A 17,288-nucleotide genomic window follows, 5' to 3' on the forward strand; every position below is an offset into this window, starting at 1 on the left:
GGGCGCACGCTCCGTACGTCCGGGGTGCGGTCCTGGCGTGTCGGCCGTCACCCTCGCGGCGTGAGTCAGGCGCGCCAGTCGTCGGCCAAGGCAGGGCCGAGATGGTCCAGGTAGCTCGCGGTCAGCTCGCGGATCGCGGCCACGCTGGGGTCCTCGCCCTGGCCCCAGAGCCCGCCCGCCACCCGCATCACGCCGGTGAAGGCGGCCACGGCCACCCGAGGGCGCGGGTCGGTGTCGATGTCGAGGCCCTCGCGCTCGGCGATGAGCCGCGCGACCTGCTCCTCCACCTCCGCCGAGCGGCGCAGATGGACCGCGAGCAGCGCCGGGGTCGACTCGATCACCTGGTACGTCCGCATGTACAGGGTGACCGGCACGACGGGGGACAGGAGCTCCTCGATGGTGTCCCAGGCCGAGAGCGCCGCACGCCGCATGGCGGTGAACGGGCCCTCTGCGGGCGGCCGTTGGCGCAGCGCGTCGACGAAGTGCGACTCGATGGCGTCCTGGGCCGCGAAGACCACGGCTTCCTTGTTGGCGAAGTAGCGGAAGAAGGTGCGCTGCGAGACGTCGACCGCGTCCGCGATCTCGTCGACGGTCGTCTGCTCGTACCCCTTGGTGGTGAAGAGTTCCAGGGCCACCCGCAGCAGTGCGTCCCGGGTGCGCTGCTTCTTCAGCTCGCGCAGGCCGCCGCTCGGCGCCATGGGCCGCTGCTCCACCGTCACTTCGTGGTCCTCTTTCAGTCAATTCGGCGTGTTCAGTTTAGCTGTGAGCCACGTGACAGCTACCGACTTGTGAAATGGTTTGTCAACTGTCAGCGGCTGACATTAGCCTGGATCGCATGACTAGTCAGACCACCGTCGAAAAGGCGCCACAGGACGAGATACCGGCGCCGGCCAAGGGGCTGCGCGGCCACCCCTGGCTGACGCTCTTCGCCGTGGCCATCGGCGTGATGATGGTCGCGCTCGACGGCACCATCGTGGCGATCGCCAACCCGGCCATCCAGCACGACCTCAATGCCTCGCTGCAGGACGTCCAGTGGATCACCAACGGCTACATGCTGGCCCTGGCCGTCTCGCTGATCACCGCCGGCAAGCTCGGTGACCGGTTCGGCCACCGCCAGACCTTCCTCATCGGCGTCGTCGGCTTCGGCGCCGCCTCCGGGGCCATCGGCCTCTCCCACAGCGTCACCTTCGTCATCGCCTTCCGTGTCCTGCAGGGACTGTTCGGCGCGCTCCTGATGCCGGCCGCGCTCGGCCTGCTGCGCGCCACCTTCCCGGCCGAGAAGCTGAACATGGCGATCGGCATCTGGGGCATGGTCATCGGCGCCTCCACCGCGGGCGGCCCGATCCTCGGCGGCGTACTCGTCGAGCACGTCAGCTGGCAGTCCGTCTTCTTCATCAACGTGCCGGTCGGCGCGATCGCCCTGGTCCTCGGCCTGCTGATCCTGCTCGACCACCGCGCGGAGAACGCGCCGAGGTCGTTCGACATCCTCGGCATCGTGCTTCTGTCGGTCGCGATGTTCTGCATGATCTGGGCGCTCATCAAGGGCTCGGAGTACGGCTGGGGCAGCGGCAGGACGCTCGCGTTCATCGCGGCCGCTGTGATCTGCTTCGTCCTCTTCGCCCTGTGGGAGACCAAGGTCAGGGAGCCGCTCATCCCGCTCGGCCTGTTCCGGTCCGTACCGCTGTCGGCGGGCACGGTCCTGATGATCCTGATGGCGTTCGCCTTCATGGGCGGCCTCTTCTTCGTCACCTTCTACCTGCAGAACGTGCACGGCATGTCGGCCGTCGACAGCGGGCTCCATCTGCTGCCGCTCACCGGCATGATGATCGTCGCCTCGCCCATCGCGGGCGCCCTGATCACCAAGCTCGGCCCGCGCGTCCCGCTGGTCGGCGGCATGGTCTGCACCGCCGTCGCGATGTTCGGCATGTCCCGGCTGACCGTCGACACGGGCACCGTCACCATGTCGATCTGGTTCGCGCTGCTCGGCCTCGGCCTCGCCCCGGTCATGGTCGGCGCCACCGAGGTCATCGTCGGCAACGCCCCCATCGAGCTGTCCGGCGTCGCGGGCGGTCTCCAGCAGGCAGGCATGCAGGTCGGCGGCTCGCTCGGCACCGCGGTGCTCGGCGCCGTGATGTCCTCGCAGATCAGCTCCAAGCTGCCGGAGAACTGGTCGGCGGCCGGGCTCGGCAAGCTGGAGGGCGAGCCGCTGTCCCAGGCGTCCTCGGCCGTGTCGGTCGGCGCCGCCCCGGTCGCGCCGGGCACTCGGCCGGAGGTCGCCGCCAAGATCGCGGGCGTCGCGCACGACACGTTCGTGTCAGGCATGAGCAGCGCGTTCACGGTCGCCGGGATCGTCGCGGTCGTGGCCGCCGCGGTCGCCATGTTCACCAAGCGCGGCGAGAACGCGGAGGCGGCCGCGGGCGCGGGCCACATCTGATCCCGTCAACTCCCGTACGTGAAAGCCCCGTCGGCCCGGTCCGGCGGGGCTTTCACCTATCCGGATGATCTCGCCCCACGTCCCCGGGAACCCGGAACCGCCCCCGCCGGCCCCGCGTTCCCATGATCCAACGGATCGAATCGACACGGGAGTTGACCTCATATGCGTACGACGACGACCACGGTGGCCCTGCTCGCCGCGACCGCCTTCCTGCTGCCCACCTCCGCCCACGCCGCCTCGGGCCCGCGCCTCGGGGACTGCGCGGCGGGCGAGCTCTGCCTCTGGAGCAAGGCGGGCTTCAAAGGAGCACGGCAGGTGTACGACCTGACGCACATCGACATGGAGAGCTGCACCACGCTGCCGCCGGGCACCGACGCCCAGTCCCTCGCCGACCGCATGGGGCGCCCGGTCACGACCTACCAGTCCGCCGAGTGCGCGGAGACGGCCGAGTTCGACACGCATCCGGGCGCCGGGACCTGGATGCCCCAAGTCCCTTATCGCGTACGGGCGTTCAAGGTGTGGGAGAGCTGAGGAGTAGTACCCGCCCGCATCGACACCCTGCCGGCCATCAGCTGGCTGGCGGGCGCGGCGAGCGTGGGCAACGGAGTCTTCTGACGTAGCCGTGAACAGGTGGAGGGGGCGGCTTCCCACAAGGGAACCCGCCCCCTCCACCTGTCTGTGCGGGGCCAGCTAAAGGTCTGTGCGGGGTCACCTGCCAGGGGCGCGGGGCTCTGACATTTTGCGGCTCCGCCGCGTGGGCGCGACCAGCCACGGACAACCCGCACCAAACACACAACAGGCGGAAGCGATGGGGCCCGGGGAAAACCCCCGCAGCACCCACCGCACCCCGCACTACTACGCGTCGCCGCCAGCCGCACCGGGGTCAGCCGCAGCCACATCCAGCAACCGGTACCGATCAACCGCCTGCTTGAGCGCCGACCGGTCGACCTTCCCCTCGCGCGCCAGCTCCGTGAGGACGGCCAGCACGATCGACTGGGCGTCGATGTGGAAGAAGCGGCGGGCAGCCCCCCGCGTGTCCGCGAAGCCGAAGCCGTCCGCGCCGAGCGACTGGTAGGTGCCCGGCACCCAGCGCGCGATCTGGTCCGGAACGGCCCGCATCCAGTCGGAAACGGCCACGAACGGACCCTGCGCGCCCTGGAGCTTCCGCGTGACATAGGGGACGCGCTGCTCCTCCTCGGGGTGCAGGAGGTTGTGCTCCTCCACCTCGACGGCTTCGCGGCGCAGCTCGTTCCAGGAGGTCGCCGACCAGACGTCCGCCCGTACGTTCCACTCCTCGGCGAGGATCCGCTGCGCGTCGAGCGCCCACGGCACGGCCACGCCGGACGCCATGATCTGGGCCGGAATGGCGCCCGAAGTGCCTGCGCTGTAGCGGTGGATGCCCTTGAGGATGCCGTCCACGTCGACGTCCGCCGGCTCGGCCGGGTGCTGGATCGGCTCGTTGTAGACGGTGAGGTAGTAGAAGACGTCCTCGCTGTCCGGGCCGTACATCCGGCGCAGACCGTCCTTGACGATGTGCGCGATCTCGTAGCCGAACGCCGGGTCGTAGGCGACGCAGCCCGGGTTCGTCGAGGCGAGCAACTGCGAGTGGCCGTCCGCGTGTTGCAGACCCTCGCCCGTCAGAGTCGTACGTCCCGCGGTCGCGCCGAGCACGAATCCGCGCGCCAACTGGTCGGCCATCTGCCAGAACTGGTCGCCGGTGCGCTGGAAACCGAACATCGAGTAGAAGACGTACACCGGGATCAGCGGCTCGCCGTGCGTGGCGTACGCCGAACCCGCGGCGATCAGCGAGGCGGTGCAGCCGGCCTCGGAGATGCCGTCGTGCAGCATCTGCCCGGTCGGCGACTCCTTGTAGGCGAGCAGCAGTTCGCGGTCGACCGCCTCGTACTGCTGGCCCAGCGGGTTGTAGATCTTGGCGCTCGGGAAGAACGCGTCCATGCCGAAGGTGCGGTACTCGTCGGGCGCGATGAGGACGAACCGCCTGCCGATCTCCTTGTCCCGCATCAGGTCCTTCAGGATGCGGACGAACGCCATCGTGGTGGCGATCGACTGGTTGCCCGAGCCCTTCTTGGCGACCGCGTACGTCTTGTCCTCGGGGAGGGCCAGCGGCTTCGAACGCACCACGCGGGTCGGCACGTAGCCGCCGAGCCCGAGTCGGCGGTCGTGCATGTACTGGATCTCCTCGGAGCCCCGTCCGGGGTGGTAGTACGGCGGCGCGCCGGACTCCAGCTCGGCGTCCGTGATCGGGATGTGCAGCCGGTCCCGGAAGCCCTTGAGGTCGTCGACCGTCAGCTTCTTCATCTGGTGGGTCGCGTTGCGGCCCTCGAAGTTCGGGCCCAGCGTCCAGCCCTTGACGGTGTGCGCCAGGATCACGGTCGGCTGGCCCTTGTGCGCCTTGGCCGCCGAGAACGCCGCGAAGATCTTCCTGTGGTCGTGGCCGCCACGCCCGAGGTGCAGGATCTGCTGGTCGGTCATGTTCTCGACCATGGCGCGCAGCCGCTGGTCGTCGCCGAAGAAGTGATCCCGGATGTACCCGCCGGTCTCGGTGGCGTACGTCTGGAACTGGCCGTCCGGCGTGGTGTTCATCTTGTTGACCAGGATGCCGTCGCGGTCCTGCGCGAGCAGCGGGTCCCAACTGCGGTCCCAGATCAGCTTGATGACGTTCCATCCGGCACCGCGGAACTGCGACTCCAGCTCCTGGATGATCTTGCCGTTGCCGCGCACCGGGCCGTCCAGGCGCTGGAGGTTGCAGTTGACGACGAAGGTCAGGTTGTCCAGGTTCTCGCGGGCCGCGATGGACAGCTGGCCGAGCGACTCGGGCTCGTCCATCTCGCCGTCGCCGAGGAACGCCCACACGTGCGACTTGGAGGTGTCGGCGATGCCGCGCGCCTGCATGTAGCGGTTCATCCGCGCCTGGTAGATCGCGCCGAGCGGGCCGAGACCCATCGAGACGGTCGGGAACTCCCAGAAGTCCGGCATGAGGCGCGGGTGCGGGTAGGAGGAAAGCCCGTACGGGGCCTTCGACTTCTCCTGGCGGAACGCGTCGAGCTGCTGCTCGCTGAGGCGGTCGAGCAGGAAGGCGCGGGCGTAGATGCCGGGCGACGCGTGGCCCTGGAAGAAGATCTGGTCGCCGCCGTCGCCCTCGTCCTTGCCCCGGAAGAAGTGGTTGAAGCCCACGTCGTACAGGGAGGCGGAGGAGGCGAACGTGGCGATGTGGCCGCCGACGCCGATGCCCGGGCGCTGCGCCCTGGACACCATCACGGCCGCGTTCCAGCGCGTGGCGTTGAGGACCTTGCGCTCGATCTCCTCGTTGCCGGGGAAGAACGGCTCGTCCCTGGTGGCGATCGTGTTGACGTAGTCCGAGCTGCGCATCTCGGGCACGGCCACGCGCTTCTCGCGCGCCCGCTCGATCAGCCGGAGCATCAGATAGCGGGCCCGTTCGCGGCCGCGCTCGTCGACGGCGGCGTCCAGGGAGTCGAGCCACTCCTGGGTCTCTTCGGGATCGAAGTCCGGGACCTGGCTCGGCAGGCCGCCAATGATGATCGGGTTGCGATCGGATCCGGAAGCCACGCTGTTCCTTCACTGTCGGGGGATGCGGAAGACAGCCAATTCTGCGCCGCATCCCATCGTGTACCGCTGGGGCGCAAACGTCATCTCTACTGAGAGGTAACCGAGAGGTAACCGTCACCCGAGCAGGAAGTAGGCTCAGGGCCTGGACGGGTCGGGCCAAATCGCAACCTTACGCTCAACCCGGCCAACCGTTCCCGAAGGGTGTTCGGGCCCGATTGGAGTACCCAAAGGAACAGAACGGCGCAAACAGTCACCAATGGTGTGGGATGAATCACCGACGGGGATGCGGATGTCCCTGAACACCGCCACACTGACCCCCAAAGGGCGGGTTCGGAGGCCGGGTACTTGCGAGATTCGTCCCGCCCGTGTGGACTACGCCCAATGCCACGCGTATGCGCGCGGCTGCAGAACTTACCGAATCAAGATCAGGAGGCAAGCCGTGAGCGCGACCGCGGACCACGCGGAGGAGCGGACCAACCCGGCCATGAGGCTGGGGTTCGAGCCCGGACAGGTGGTCCAGGAGATCGGTTACGACGACGACGTCGACCAGGATCTCCGCGAGGGCATCGAGTCCCTGATTGGCCAGGATCTCGTCGATGAGGACTATGACGACGTCGCCGACGTCGTGCTGCTGTGGTTCCGCGACGAGGACGGCGACCTTACGGACGCCCTGGTGGACGCCATCGGTCTCCTTGAGGACGGCGGCGCGGTCCTGCTGCTGACCCCGAAGACGGGCCGGGACGGATACGTGGAGCCCAGCGACGTCAACGACGCCGCGCAGACCGCCGGACTGTCGGCGGCCAAGAGCGTCAGCGTCGGGAAGGACTGGTCGGGCACCCGCCTGAAGTCCCCCAAGCGCTGATCCACCCTCACGCCCCACAGGGCCCCCTCAGGCACAGCCTGAGGGGGCCCTGTGCATAGGGGGGTGCGTAGGGTGGGGTTCACCAGATCGGCCCATTGAAGGGAAGGCGTTTCCATGGCTATCGAGGTCGGCACCAAGGCCCCGGAGTTCGAGCTCAAGGACAACCACGGCCGGACCGTGAAGCTCAGCGACTTCCGCGGCGAGAAGAACGTGGTGCTGCTCTTCTACCCGTTCGCCTTCACCGGCGTGTGCACGGGCGAGCTGTGCGAACTGCGCGACAACCTGCCGAAGTTCGTCAACGACGACACCCAGCTGCTCGCCGTCTCCAACGACTCCATCCACACCCTGCGCGTCTTCGCCGAGCAGGAGGGCCTGGAGTACCCGCTGGTCTCCGACTTCTGGCCGCACGGCGAGGTAAGCCGCGCCTACGGCGTCTTCGACGAGGACAAGGGGTGCGCGGTGCGCGGCACCTTCATCATCGACAAGGAGGGCGTGGTCCGCTGGACCGTCGTCAACGCCCTGCCGGACGCCCGCGACCTGAACGAGTACCTCAAGGCGCTCGACACCATCTGACCGCGGCACCGTGCCCGGTCCCGCCCGGCCGACACCCGATGATCGTTCGGCCGAATCGTCTGTTTGACCCGGGAACCGGTTACTAGGATCCATTCGTTGATCCGATGCCAACGCACGACGGGGACGCTGTCCAAGCCGGCCCCTCACACCATTGGGAGGACTCGTGGGAGTCAGCCTCAGCAAGGGCGGCAACGTCTCGCTGACCAAGGCCGCCCCCAACCTGACCGCGGTCATCGTCGGTCTGGGCTGGGACGCACGCACCACCACCGGGGGTGACTTCGACCTGGACGCCAGCGCCCTGCTGACCAACGACCAGGGCAAGGTCACCAACGACGCGAACTTCGTGTTCTTCAACAACCTCAAGAGCCCCGACGGCTCCGTCGAGCACCAGGGTGACAACCTCACCGGTGAGGGCGAGGGCGACGACGAGGTCATCAAGGTGAACCTGGCCGGGGTCCCGGCCGACGTCAACAAGATCGTCTTCCCGGTCTCGATCTACGAGGCCGAGAGCCGCCAGCAGTCCTTCGGCCAGGTGCGCAACGCCTACATCCGCGTCGTGAACCAGGCGGACAACAGCGAGCTCGCCCGGTACGACCTGAGCGAGGACGCCTCGACGGAGACCGCGATGGTCTTCGGCGAGCTGTACCGCAACGGCGCGGAGTGGAAGTTCCGCGCCATCGGCCAGGGCTACGCCTCGGGCCTGCGCGGCATCGCGCAGGACTTCGGCGTCAACGTCTGAGCCGACCGCTCGTGTGTCCGGCGCCGCACCTCTTGTGGTGCGGCGCCGGACGCGCTCACCACCTGTTCCACTTCTCGGGGAGGACACGAACATGGGCGTCACGCTCGCCAAGGGAGGCAATGTCTCCCTCTCCAAGGCCGCACCGAACCTCACCCAGGTGCTCGTCGGTCTCGGCTGGGACGCGCGCTCCACCACCGGAGCCGACTTCGACCTCGACGCCAGCGCCCTGCTGTGCGCGAGCGGGCGGGTGCTCGGCGACGAGTACTTCGTCTTCTACAACAACCTCAAGAGCCCCGAGGGCTCGGTCGAGCACACCGGCGACAACCTGACCGGTGAGGGCGAGGGCGACGACGAGTCGCTCATCGTCGACCTGACGAAGGTGCCCGCCGCCTGCGACAAGATCGTCTTCCCGGTCTCGATCCACGACGCGGACAACCGCGGCCAGACCTTCGGGCAGGTCGCCAACGCCTTCATCCGCGTCGTCAACCAGGCCGACGGCCAGGAACTCGCCCGGTACGACCTGAGCGAGGACGCCTCGACGGAGACCGCGATGATCTTCGGTGAGCTGTACCGGTATGGCGGCGAGTGGAAGTTCCGTGCAGTTGGTCAGGGGTACGCATCGGGTCTGCGGGGCATCGCTCTAGACTTCGGGGTCAACGTCTCCTAAAGAGATCACCCGGTTGCCTTCAAGTCGAGCGCCGTCCGGGGCGGTCCCTGCCAGGGGCCCCGGGGGCCGCCCCCGGGAGACAGCAGCGTAAAGCCGTGCGCGGTGCGGGGGGAGACCCGCTCTTCGTCGGGTCGGCCCGCTCTACACGATGGGGAAGTCAGTGCTTCTGAAAACCTTCGGCTGGTCGTTCGCGATCACCGCGATCGGCCTGGCCCTGGCCGTGCTCTACGACGGGTGGACCGCCTTCGGGGTCGTGGCCATCCTGGCGGTCCTGGAGATCTCGCTGTCCTTCGACAACGCGGTGGTCAACGCCGGAATCCTGAAGAAGATGAACGCCTTCTGGCAGAAGATCTTCCTCACGGTCGGCGTCCTCATCGCCGTCTTCGGCATGCGCCTGCTCTTCCCCGTCGTCATCGTCGCGATCAGCGCCAAGATCGGCCCGGTCGACGCGGTCGACCTGGCGCTGAACGACGCCGACCGCTACCAGCAGCTGGTGACCGACGCGCACCCGTCGATCGCCGCGTTCGGTGGCATGTTCCTGCTGATGATCTTCCTCGACTTCATTTTCGAGGACCGCGACATCAAGTGGCTCGCCTGGCTGGAGCGCCCGCTCGCCAAGCTCGGCAAGATCGACATGCTGTCGGTCTGCATCGCCATGATCGTCCTGCTCGTCGCCTCCATGACGTTCGCCACCCACGCCCACCAGCACGGCGGCGCGCACGTCGACAAGGCGCAGACCGTGCTGGTCTCCGGCATCGCCGGCCTCATCACGTACCTCGTGGTCGGCGGCCTCTCCGGCTACTTCGAGAACCGTCTCGAAGAGGACGAGGAGCGTGAGCACGAGGCGGAGGAAGAGGCCGAGCGCACCGGCAGCAAGGTTTCTGCGGTCGTCATGGCCGGCAAGGCCGCGTTCTTCATGTTCCTCTACCTGGAGGTCCTGGACGCGTCGTTCTCCTTCGACGGCGTCATCGGCGCCTTCGCCATCACCAACGACATCGTCCTGATGGCGCTCGGCCTCGGCATCGGCGCGATGTACGTGCGGTCGCTGACCGTCTACCTGGTCCGCCAGGGCACCCTCGACGACTACGTCTACCTGGAGCACGGCGCGCACTACGCGATCGGTGCGCTCGCCGTGATCCTCCTGGTCACCATCCAGTACGAGATCAACGAGGTCATCACCGGCCTCGTCGGCGTGATCCTGATCGCCTGGTCCTTCTGGTCCTCCGTGCGCCGCAACCGGCGCCTCGCGGCGGACGGCGGCGAGGATTCCACCGAACCGGCCGAAGTCGGCTCCGGGGTGTGACCCCGGTGCTTCCGGAGCGCACGCCCTCGGGCGTGTGATCCGCCTTGGATTGAGGAACGCTCTCTGCGGGGCGGTCACGAGGCCTCGGCCTCGCCGGCCGCCCCGCAGGGCTTTGTGTGCGGGGACAGTTCACGGACCTATGGGGTGGGGGCAATGGCGTTCTGGGACGGCGTGTGGCGGGGCAGGGCCTCACAGTTCGACTCGGGCAGCGCGGCGACCAACACGATCGAGCTGACCCGACGGCACAACACGGTCTCGCTCGGGAAGCAGGGCGCCAACACCGGCAGCCTGCGGGTCAACCTGTCCTGGCGGATGCGCACCTCGGACTTCGGGGGCAAGCCCGACCAGAGCGGGCGGCTGCTGCGTCACCCGCTGAAGTTCTTCAAGCCGGAGATGGTCCAGGGCCACACCCAGTCCATGGTCAACGTCGACCTCGACCTGGGCTGCCTGTACGAGCTCCAGGACGGCACCAAGGGCGTCGTCCAGCCGCTGGGCAACTTCTTCGGCGCCACCAACAAGGCGCCCTACGTGGAGTGCAGCGGCGACGACCGGTTCGGCTCGGCGTCCGGCGAGACGATCTTCGTCAACCTGGACCACCGCGACGAGATAAAGCGGCTCCTCGTCTTCGTCTACATCTACGACCAGACCCCGGCCTTCGACCGCACCCACGCCAAGGTGACGCTCTACCCGAGCAACGGCCCGCGCATCGAGATCGAGCTCGACGAGCGCGCCCCCGAGGCCCGCTCCTGCGCCGTGGTCTCCATCGAGAACATCAAGGGCGACATGGTGGTGCGGCGCGAGGTGAAGTTCGTGTACGGCTTCCAGGCCGAGCTGGACCGCCTGTACGGCTGGGGCCTGCAATGGGGCCGCGGCTACAAGACCAAGGCCTGAGCCGCCGCCGTCCGTGTTCCGCCGGGCGGTCTACTGGCGGATGAACTGCGGCCCCATGGGCGGCAGTACGAACGTGGGGTCGGGCGCGGGCGCCGCGGGCTGGGGGTAGCCGTAGGCGGGCTGCGGCGAGGCCGGCTGCGGATAACCGTAGGACGGCAGCGCGGGGGGCGGCTGGGCGGGAGGTGCGGGATGCGGATAGCCGTACGAGGGCGCGGCCGCGTGCTGCGGCAGCGGCTGGGGCACGGACGGCGCACTGGGCGCACTCCGCGCGCTGTCGGTGCCCTCGCCGTCGTCCACGGAGATGCCGTACTCGGTGGCGAGGCCGACCAGGCCGGTCGGGTAACCCTGGCCCACCGCGCGGAACTTCCAGCCGTCGCCGCGGCGGTACAGCTCGCCGCAGATGATCGCCGTCTCCTCGCCGGTCTCCGGCTTCACGTCGAACTGGGCGACCGGTTCGGCCCCCGAGACCGCCGCGTCGAACAGCAGGATCCGCAGATCGCGTACGGCACGGAAGGTCGCGCCGTCCGACGAGGCAGTGATCAGCACCCGGTCCACGGAGCGGTCGAGGGCGGCCAGATCGGCCTCGACGGTGTCGGTGAGGCCTTCCGCGACACGCTTCTTGGGGAGCCGGCGCACCAGGCCCGAAGGGTGGCGCGGCTGGTTGTAGAAGACGAAGTCCTCATCCGAGCGCACCCGGCCGTCGGCGGCGAGCAGCAGCGCCGAGGCGTCCACGTCCGGGACGTCGGCGCCGGGCGACCAGCGGAGCACGGCCCGTACGGCCGGGGCTTCCAGCGGGACGTTCGATCCCTTCAGCATCGCGTGCGTCATGCCCGTCATCCTGCCTTCCCGCAGGGCCCGCGGACAACGCGGGGCCCGGCCGGGTACGTCCCGCGACGTACTCGCGGAGTGTGCACGGGCCGAATGATGCAGACGAGTTACCTGGATTTCACGCACTTGGGGAACTCTTGACACGTGTTCCTACGTACTATTACCGGCCACCCAAATTCTCGGCCGTCCGGCAGTACGGGGGATGTATATGCGGCATTTCGGGCACGTCCCGCCGGCTGCGCGGAAGAACCTCTTCCATCGGGAGCCCTGCGAGTTCACCGCGGGCTCGTCCGCGCGCGTGCTGTCGGCCGCCCTCGGCGCGACCCTGTACAGCCCGGCGACCCGGCCCGCCCTCGCCGACGACGTCCTGAAACAGGCCGGCCGCGGTGTCGTGTCCATGGTGCTGTGCCTGGAGGACTCGATCGACGACGCCGAGGTGGTGGCCGCCGAGGCCAATCTGGTCCGCCAGTTCGCCGATCTCGACGCCCGGGGCGAGGAGGTCCCGCTGCTCTTCGTGCGGGTCCGCGAGCCCCTCCAGATTCCCGACCTGGTGCACCGCCTCGGCGACTCCGCGCGCCTGCTCTGCGGCTTCGTCCTGCCGAAGTTCACCGAGGAGCGCGGCATCGACTTCCTGGAGGCGCTCACCGCCGCCGAGTCCGCGAGCGGCCGCCGCCTCTTCGCCATGCCCGTCCTCGAATCGCCCCAACTGCTCCACCTGGAGACGCGGGCCGAGACCCTGGCCGGAATCGCGCGCACGGTGGAGAAGTACCGCGAGCGCGTCCTCGCCCTGCGCCTCGGCGTCACCGACTTCTGCTCCACCTACGGACTGCGCCGCTCGCCCGACATGACGGCGTACGACGTGCAGATCGTGGCCGGAGTCATCGGGGACGTGGTGAACGTGCTCGGCCGGGCCGACGGCAGCGGCTTCACCATCACCGGCCCGGTGTGGGAGTACTTCCGGGTTCAGGAGCGGATGTTCAAGCCCCAGCTGCGCCGCAGCCCCTTCCTGGAAGGCCGCGCCGAGGAACTGCGCACCGCGCTGATCGAGCACGACCTGGACGGGCTGCTCCGCGAGATCGAGCTCGACCGGGCCAACGGCCTGCTCGGCAAGACCTGCATCCACCCCTCGCACGTGGTGCCCGTGCACGCCCTGTCGGTGGTCAGCCACGAGGAGTTCAGCGACGCCCAGGACATCCTGCGGCCCGAGCGGGGCGGCGGCGGGGTGCTGCGCTCGTCGTACACGAACAAGATGAACGAGGTGAAGCCGCACCGGGCCTGGGCCGAGCGCACGTTGCTGCGGGCCGAGGTGTTCGGCGTCGCCGCCGAGGACGTCGGCTTCGTGGACCTGCTCACGGCCGGCCTGGCCGGCTGACGCACGAACCACCGGCACGAACGACGACTGCGAACGACGACTGCGAACGACGAGTGCGAACGACGAGTACGGACGATCAGTGCGAACGAACAGAGGGACACAGCAACGTGGTTGAGTGGTCGGGAACGTGGGTCGCCAAGCGGCTGGGAGTCGAGCTCGTCGGGGACGAGGACCTGAGCGGCCTGCTCGGGCTCGCCCTGCGCCGCAACCCGAAGCGCGCCCATCTCCTCGTCTCGAACGTGCTGGGCAAGCATGTGCCGCAGAGCCCCTCGGTCGTGTGGCGCGCCGGATACGAACTCGGCCTGCGCGTACGGGAGTTGCTCGGTGCGCGGGCGGCCGCGCGCGCCGTGGTGCTCGGGTACGCCGAGACCGCGACGGGCCTCGGCCACTCGGTCGCCGACGGCCTCGCGCTCGCCCCGTGCCTGCACTCCACCCGCCGCCCGGTCGACGGCGTGGCGGCGGCGGGCGGCTTCGAGGAGTCCCACTCCCACGCCACCTCCCACCTGCTGCTGCCCGAGAACCCCCAACTCCTGGCAGGGCAGGGCCCCTTGGCTCTGGTCGACGACGAGTTCTCGACCGGCAACACGGTCCTCAACACCATCCGCGACCTGCATACGCGTTATCCCCGCGACCACTACGTGATCGTGGCGCTCGTCGACATGCGTTCCCCGCAGGACCGCGACCGCCTCACCGCTTTCGCGACGGAGATCGGCGCCCGCGTCGACCTGATCGCCTCGGCATCGGGCACGGTACGGCTGCCGGAGGGGGTCCTTGAGAAGGGGCGGGCGCTGGTTGAGCAGTACGAGGCGACAGACCGGGGGCAGCTGCTTCGTGAGAGCAGCGCTCCACCCCTGAGCCACGCACACCGCGTCGACCTCCCATGGCCCGCGGGCCTTCCTGACGGCGGGCGGCACGGGTTCACCCCGGCCCACCGGGCCGAGCTGGAAGCGGCCCTGCCGGAGATGGCGGCCCGGCTGGCCGACGCGGTGGGCGCCATCGCCCCCGACGAGCCCCGCGTACTCGTCCTCGGCTTCGAGGAGTTGATGTACGCGCCGCTCCGCCTCGCCGTCGCCCTCGAAGAGCTCGGCGGCGCCGAGGTGCGCTACTCGACCACCACCCGCTCGCCCGTGCTCGCCGTGGACGACCCCGGGTACGCGATCCGCACCCGCCTCGCCTTCCCCGCGCACGACGACCCGGCCGACGGGCCCGGCGAGCGGTACGCGTACAACGTCGCCGGCAACGGCTTCGACGCGGTCATAGCCGTCGTGGACTCGGCCGCCGACACCCCCCAACTGCACGCCCCCGACGGCCTGTTGGCCCAGCTCGCCGCCCACATACCGCACGTCGTGCTCGCCGTGCTGCCCTCGTACGTACCCGAAGGTGCCCCCATGCCCGAGCCGCTGCCCGAACCCCTCAGGGGGCCCGCCTTCTCCTCCTACGCGCCCGACGAGGTGGGCTGGCTGCTCAAGGACCTCTCCGGCGTCGAGCTCGAAGCTCCCACCGAGGAGCGCGAGGAGGCCATCCAGGGCGGCGGCGCGCACTACGCGGAGTCGCTGCCGGTCGAGTACCAGCCGAGCCCGCAGTACCAGGAGCTGTTCCGCGCCGCGCTCGACACCTCGGCCGCTCGGATCGCGCAGGCCGTCGGCGTGGTCACGGAGACCGTCCTCGCCGAGCGGTCGCCCCGCCCGGTGCTGGTCTCGCTGGCCAGGGCCGGCACCCCCGTCGGCGTGCTGATGCGCCGCTGGGCCCAGTACCGCCACGGCCTCGACCTGCCGCACTACGCGGTGTCCATCGTGCGCGGCCGGGGCATCGACCCGAACGCGCTGCGCTGGCTCGCCGCCCACCACGACCCCGCCGACGTCGTGTTCGTCGACGGCTGGACGGGCAAGGGCGCCATCACCCGTGAACTGGCCGCAGCCATCCGGGAGTTCCCCGAGTTCGCGGGCTTCGACCCGGAGATCGCGGTGCTCGCCGACCCCGGGTCCTGCGTGCGGACGTACGGCACCCGCGAGGACTTCCTGATCCCGTCGGCCTGCCTCAACTCGACCGTGTCCGGGCTGATTTCGCGCACCGTGCTGCGCCAGGACCTCATCGGCCCGGGCGACTTCCACGGCGCCAAGTTCTACCGCGACCTGGCCGGAGCCGACGTCTCGGGCGACTTCCTCGACGCTGTCGCCGCCCGCTTCGACGAGGTCGCATCCGACGTGGACCGCGAGGCCAAGGCCCTGCGGGACGCGGACCGCACGCCGGGCTGGGAGGGCTGGGCGGCCGTCGAGCGGATCAGCGAGGAGTACGGCATCCACGACGTCAACCTGGTCAAGCCCGGTGTCGGCGAGACCACCCGGGTGCTGCTCCGCCGGGTCCCGTGGAAGATCCTCGCCGGGCGGGGCGCCGGGGCCGACCTCGACCATGTCAGGCTGCTCGCCGAACAGCGCGGGGTGCCGGTCGAGGAGGTGGACGGCCTGCCGTACAGCTGCGTCGGCCTGATCCACCCGCAGTACACCCGGGGCGCGACCGGCGCCGACGGCAAGGCGGTGGCGGCCAAGTGAGCACCACCCTGGTCGCCAGCGACCTCGACCGCACGCTGATCTACTCGGCCGCGGCCCTCGCCCTCACCATGCCCGACCACCGGGCCCCCCGGCTGCTGTGCGTCGAGGTGCACGAGCACAAGCCCCTCTCGTACATCACCGAACACGCGGCCCTGCTGCTCGCCGAGCTGAAGTCGGCCGCCGTGTTCGTGCCCACCACGACCCGTACGCGCAAGCAGTACCAGCGCATCCAACTCCCGGGCCCGGCCTCGGAGTTCGCGATCTGCGCCAACGGCGGACACCTGCTCGTGAACGGCGTGTCCGACCCGGACTGGGCGCGCGAGGTGACCGGCCGCATCGCCGCCGAGTGCGTCCCCCTCGACGAGGTACGGGCCCACCTGAGGGCCGTCGCCGACCCGCGGTGGCTCCGCAAGGAGCGGATCGCCGAGGACCTCTTCGCGTACCTTGTCGTCGAGCGGGAGCTGTTGCCCGAGGAGTGGGTCAAGGAGCTCACCGCCTGGGCCGAGCCGCGCGGCTGGACGGTCTCGCTCCAGGGCCGCAAGATCTACGCCGTGCCGAAGCCGCTCACCAAGAGCGCGGCGGTCCGGGAGGTCGCCCGCCGCACCGGGGCCGAACTCACCCTGGCCGCCGGGGACTCGCTCCTCGACGCCGACCTCCTGCTCGCCGCTGACCGGGGCTGGCGCCCGGGCCACGGCGAACTCGCCGAGGCCGGCTGGCAGGGCCCGCGCACCGAGGCCCTGGCCGAGTGCGGCGTCCTTGCGGGCGAGGAGATCCTGCGCCGCTTCCTCGGTGCCCGGGATTGGGTACGGTCGCCGCATGAGCAAGGGAAACAGCACCAAAATCACTGACGAGTTGTACGCGTACATGCTGGCCCACAACCCGCCGCTCGACGCGGTGCAACAGGGCTTGGTGAAGACGACGTACGAGCGCCTCCCGGACTTCGCGGGCATGCAGTCGGCCGAGGAGCAGGGGCCGCTTCTCGCGTTCCTGGTACGTCTGGTGAACGCCCGCCATGTCGTCGAGGTGGGCACCTTCACCGGGTTCTCGGCGCTGGCCATGGCGCAGGCGCTGCCGGCCGACGGAAAGCTGATCGCCTGCGACGTCTCCGATGAGTGGACGGCGTACGGCAAGGAGGCCTGGGCGAAGGCGGGCGTCGCCGACCGCATCGACCTGCGGATCGCGCCCGCCCTCGACACCCTGCGAGCGATGCCGGCCGAGCCGCACATCGACTTCGCGTATCTGGACGCGGACAAGGGCAACTATGTCGCGTACTGGGAGGAGTTGGTGCCGCGGCTCCGGCCCGGCGGGGTCATCGCCACGGACAACGTGCTGTTCCACGGGCGGGTGCTGGACCCGGAGGCGACGGGGGCGGCCGCCGCGATCCGGGCGTTCAACGAGCATGTCGCGGCGGACGAGCGGATGGACAGCGTGATGCTGACCGTCGCGGACGGTCTGACGCTGTCCCGCAAGATCTAGCCGGGC

Annotated in this window: 15 protein-coding genes; 12 read left to right on the forward strand and 3 right to left on the reverse strand. The window is 69.5% G+C overall.

The features are described from left to right. Positions 1 to 65 precede the first annotated feature (65 nt). Positions 66 to 698 carry a TetR family transcriptional regulator gene (locus OHA17_RS27555; protein WP_053727196.1) on the reverse strand — a complete coding sequence of 211 codons (633 nt, stop codon included), beginning with the start codon at positions 696 to 698 and terminating at the stop codon, positions 66 to 68. Positions 699 to 835: 137 nt separating this feature from the next. Here OHA17_RS27555 and OHA17_RS27560 point away from each other — a divergent pair, with 137 nt between their 5' ends. Both OHA17_RS27560 and OHA17_RS27565 read left to right on the forward strand, forming a co-directional pair. Further along, entirely contained in the window at positions 836 to 2,434 is a 1,599-nt protein-coding gene (locus OHA17_RS27560; RefSeq protein WP_406508800.1) for an MFS transporter, read from the forward strand. Positions 2,435 to 2,596: 162 nt separating this feature from the next. Continuing rightward, positions 2,597 to 2,965, forward strand: coding sequence for a peptidase inhibitor family I36 protein (locus OHA17_RS27565; RefSeq protein WP_406508801.1), 369 nt, complete (start codon positions 2,597 to 2,599; stop codon positions 2,963 to 2,965). Positions 2,966 to 3,289: 324 nt separating this feature from the next. On the opposite strand, the gene aceE is transcribed toward OHA17_RS27565, so the two are convergent. After that, positions 3,290 to 6,022: a pyruvate dehydrogenase (acetyl-transferring), homodimeric type gene (aceE, locus tag OHA17_RS27570; protein WP_406508802.1), complete on the reverse strand. Its 2,733-nt coding sequence runs from the start codon at positions 6,020 to 6,022 to the stop codon at positions 3,290 to 3,292. 439 nt (positions 6,023 to 6,461) lie between these two features. Between aceE and OHA17_RS27575 the strand changes: the two genes are divergently transcribed. The 6 genes from OHA17_RS27575 (at position 6,462) to OHA17_RS27600 (ending at position 11,057) form a co-directional block, all read left to right on the forward strand. Then, entirely contained in the window at positions 6,462 to 6,884 is a 423-nt protein-coding gene (locus tag OHA17_RS27575) for a DUF3052 domain-containing protein (RefSeq protein WP_053727179.1), read from the forward strand. A gap of 114 nt (positions 6,885 to 6,998) precedes the next feature. Next, positions 6,999 to 7,457, forward strand: a complete 459-nt coding sequence (locus tag OHA17_RS27580; protein WP_114035478.1) for a peroxiredoxin — start codon at positions 6,999 to 7,001, stop codon at positions 7,455 to 7,457. A 163-nt stretch (positions 7,458 to 7,620) separates the two neighbouring features. Then, positions 7,621 to 8,196, forward strand: coding sequence for a TerD family protein (locus OHA17_RS27585; protein ID WP_189960861.1), 576 nt, complete (start codon positions 7,621 to 7,623; stop codon positions 8,194 to 8,196). 91 nt (positions 8,197 to 8,287) lie between these two features. After that, on the forward strand, positions 8,288 to 8,863 hold the full coding sequence (locus OHA17_RS27590) for a TerD family protein (RefSeq protein WP_189960862.1): 576 nt from the start codon (positions 8,288 to 8,290) through the stop codon (positions 8,861 to 8,863). Between the two features lie 160 nt (positions 8,864 to 9,023). Beyond that, the gene (locus OHA17_RS27595) at positions 9,024 to 10,166 is read left to right on the forward strand and encodes a DUF475 domain-containing protein (RefSeq protein ID WP_053727175.1); all 1,143 of its coding nucleotides are present in this window, start codon (positions 9,024 to 9,026) and stop codon (positions 10,164 to 10,166) included. A 153-nt stretch (positions 10,167 to 10,319) separates the two neighbouring features. Next, on the forward strand, positions 10,320 to 11,057 hold the full coding sequence (locus OHA17_RS27600; protein ID WP_398871411.1) for a Tellurium resistance: 738 nt from the start codon (positions 10,320 to 10,322) through the stop codon (positions 11,055 to 11,057). Between the two features lie 30 nt (positions 11,058 to 11,087). Here OHA17_RS27600 and OHA17_RS27605 read toward each other — a convergent pair whose 3' ends face one another. After that, positions 11,088 to 11,894, reverse strand: coding sequence for a TerD family protein (locus OHA17_RS27605; RefSeq protein WP_406508803.1), 807 nt, complete (start codon positions 11,892 to 11,894; stop codon positions 11,088 to 11,090). 199 nt (positions 11,895 to 12,093) lie between these two features. Here OHA17_RS27605 and OHA17_RS27610 point away from each other — a divergent pair, with 199 nt between their 5' ends. The 4 genes from OHA17_RS27610 (at position 12,094) to OHA17_RS27625 (ending at position 17,282) form a co-directional block, all read left to right on the forward strand. Next, positions 12,094 to 13,257, forward strand: a complete 1,164-nt coding sequence (locus OHA17_RS27610; RefSeq protein ID WP_406508804.1) for an HpcH/HpaI aldolase/citrate lyase family protein — start codon at positions 12,094 to 12,096, stop codon at positions 13,255 to 13,257. A 107-nt stretch (positions 13,258 to 13,364) separates the two neighbouring features. After that, positions 13,365 to 15,806, forward strand: coding sequence for a phosphoribosyltransferase (locus tag OHA17_RS27615; RefSeq protein WP_406508805.1), 2,442 nt, complete (start codon positions 13,365 to 13,367; stop codon positions 15,804 to 15,806). Further along, positions 15,803 to 16,654 (forward strand): HAD family hydrolase, encoded by an 852-nt coding sequence (locus OHA17_RS27620; RefSeq protein WP_406508806.1) that lies wholly within the window; start codon positions 15,803 to 15,805, stop codon positions 16,652 to 16,654. The genes OHA17_RS27615 and OHA17_RS27620 overlap by 4 nt, the downstream gene beginning before the upstream one ends. Beyond that, complete coding sequence (locus tag OHA17_RS27625; protein ID WP_406508807.1) at positions 16,623 to 17,282, forward strand: O-methyltransferase; 660 nt, start codon at positions 16,623 to 16,625, stop codon at positions 17,280 to 17,282. The genes OHA17_RS27620 and OHA17_RS27625 overlap by 32 nt, the downstream gene beginning before the upstream one ends. Positions 17,283 to 17,288: the final 6 nt, after the last annotated feature.

This window comes from Streptomyces sp. NBC_00212, from assembly GCF_045206365.1.
In the GTDB taxonomy this organism is placed as follows: domain Bacteria; phylum Actinomycetota; class Actinomycetes; order Streptomycetales; family Streptomycetaceae; genus Streptomyces.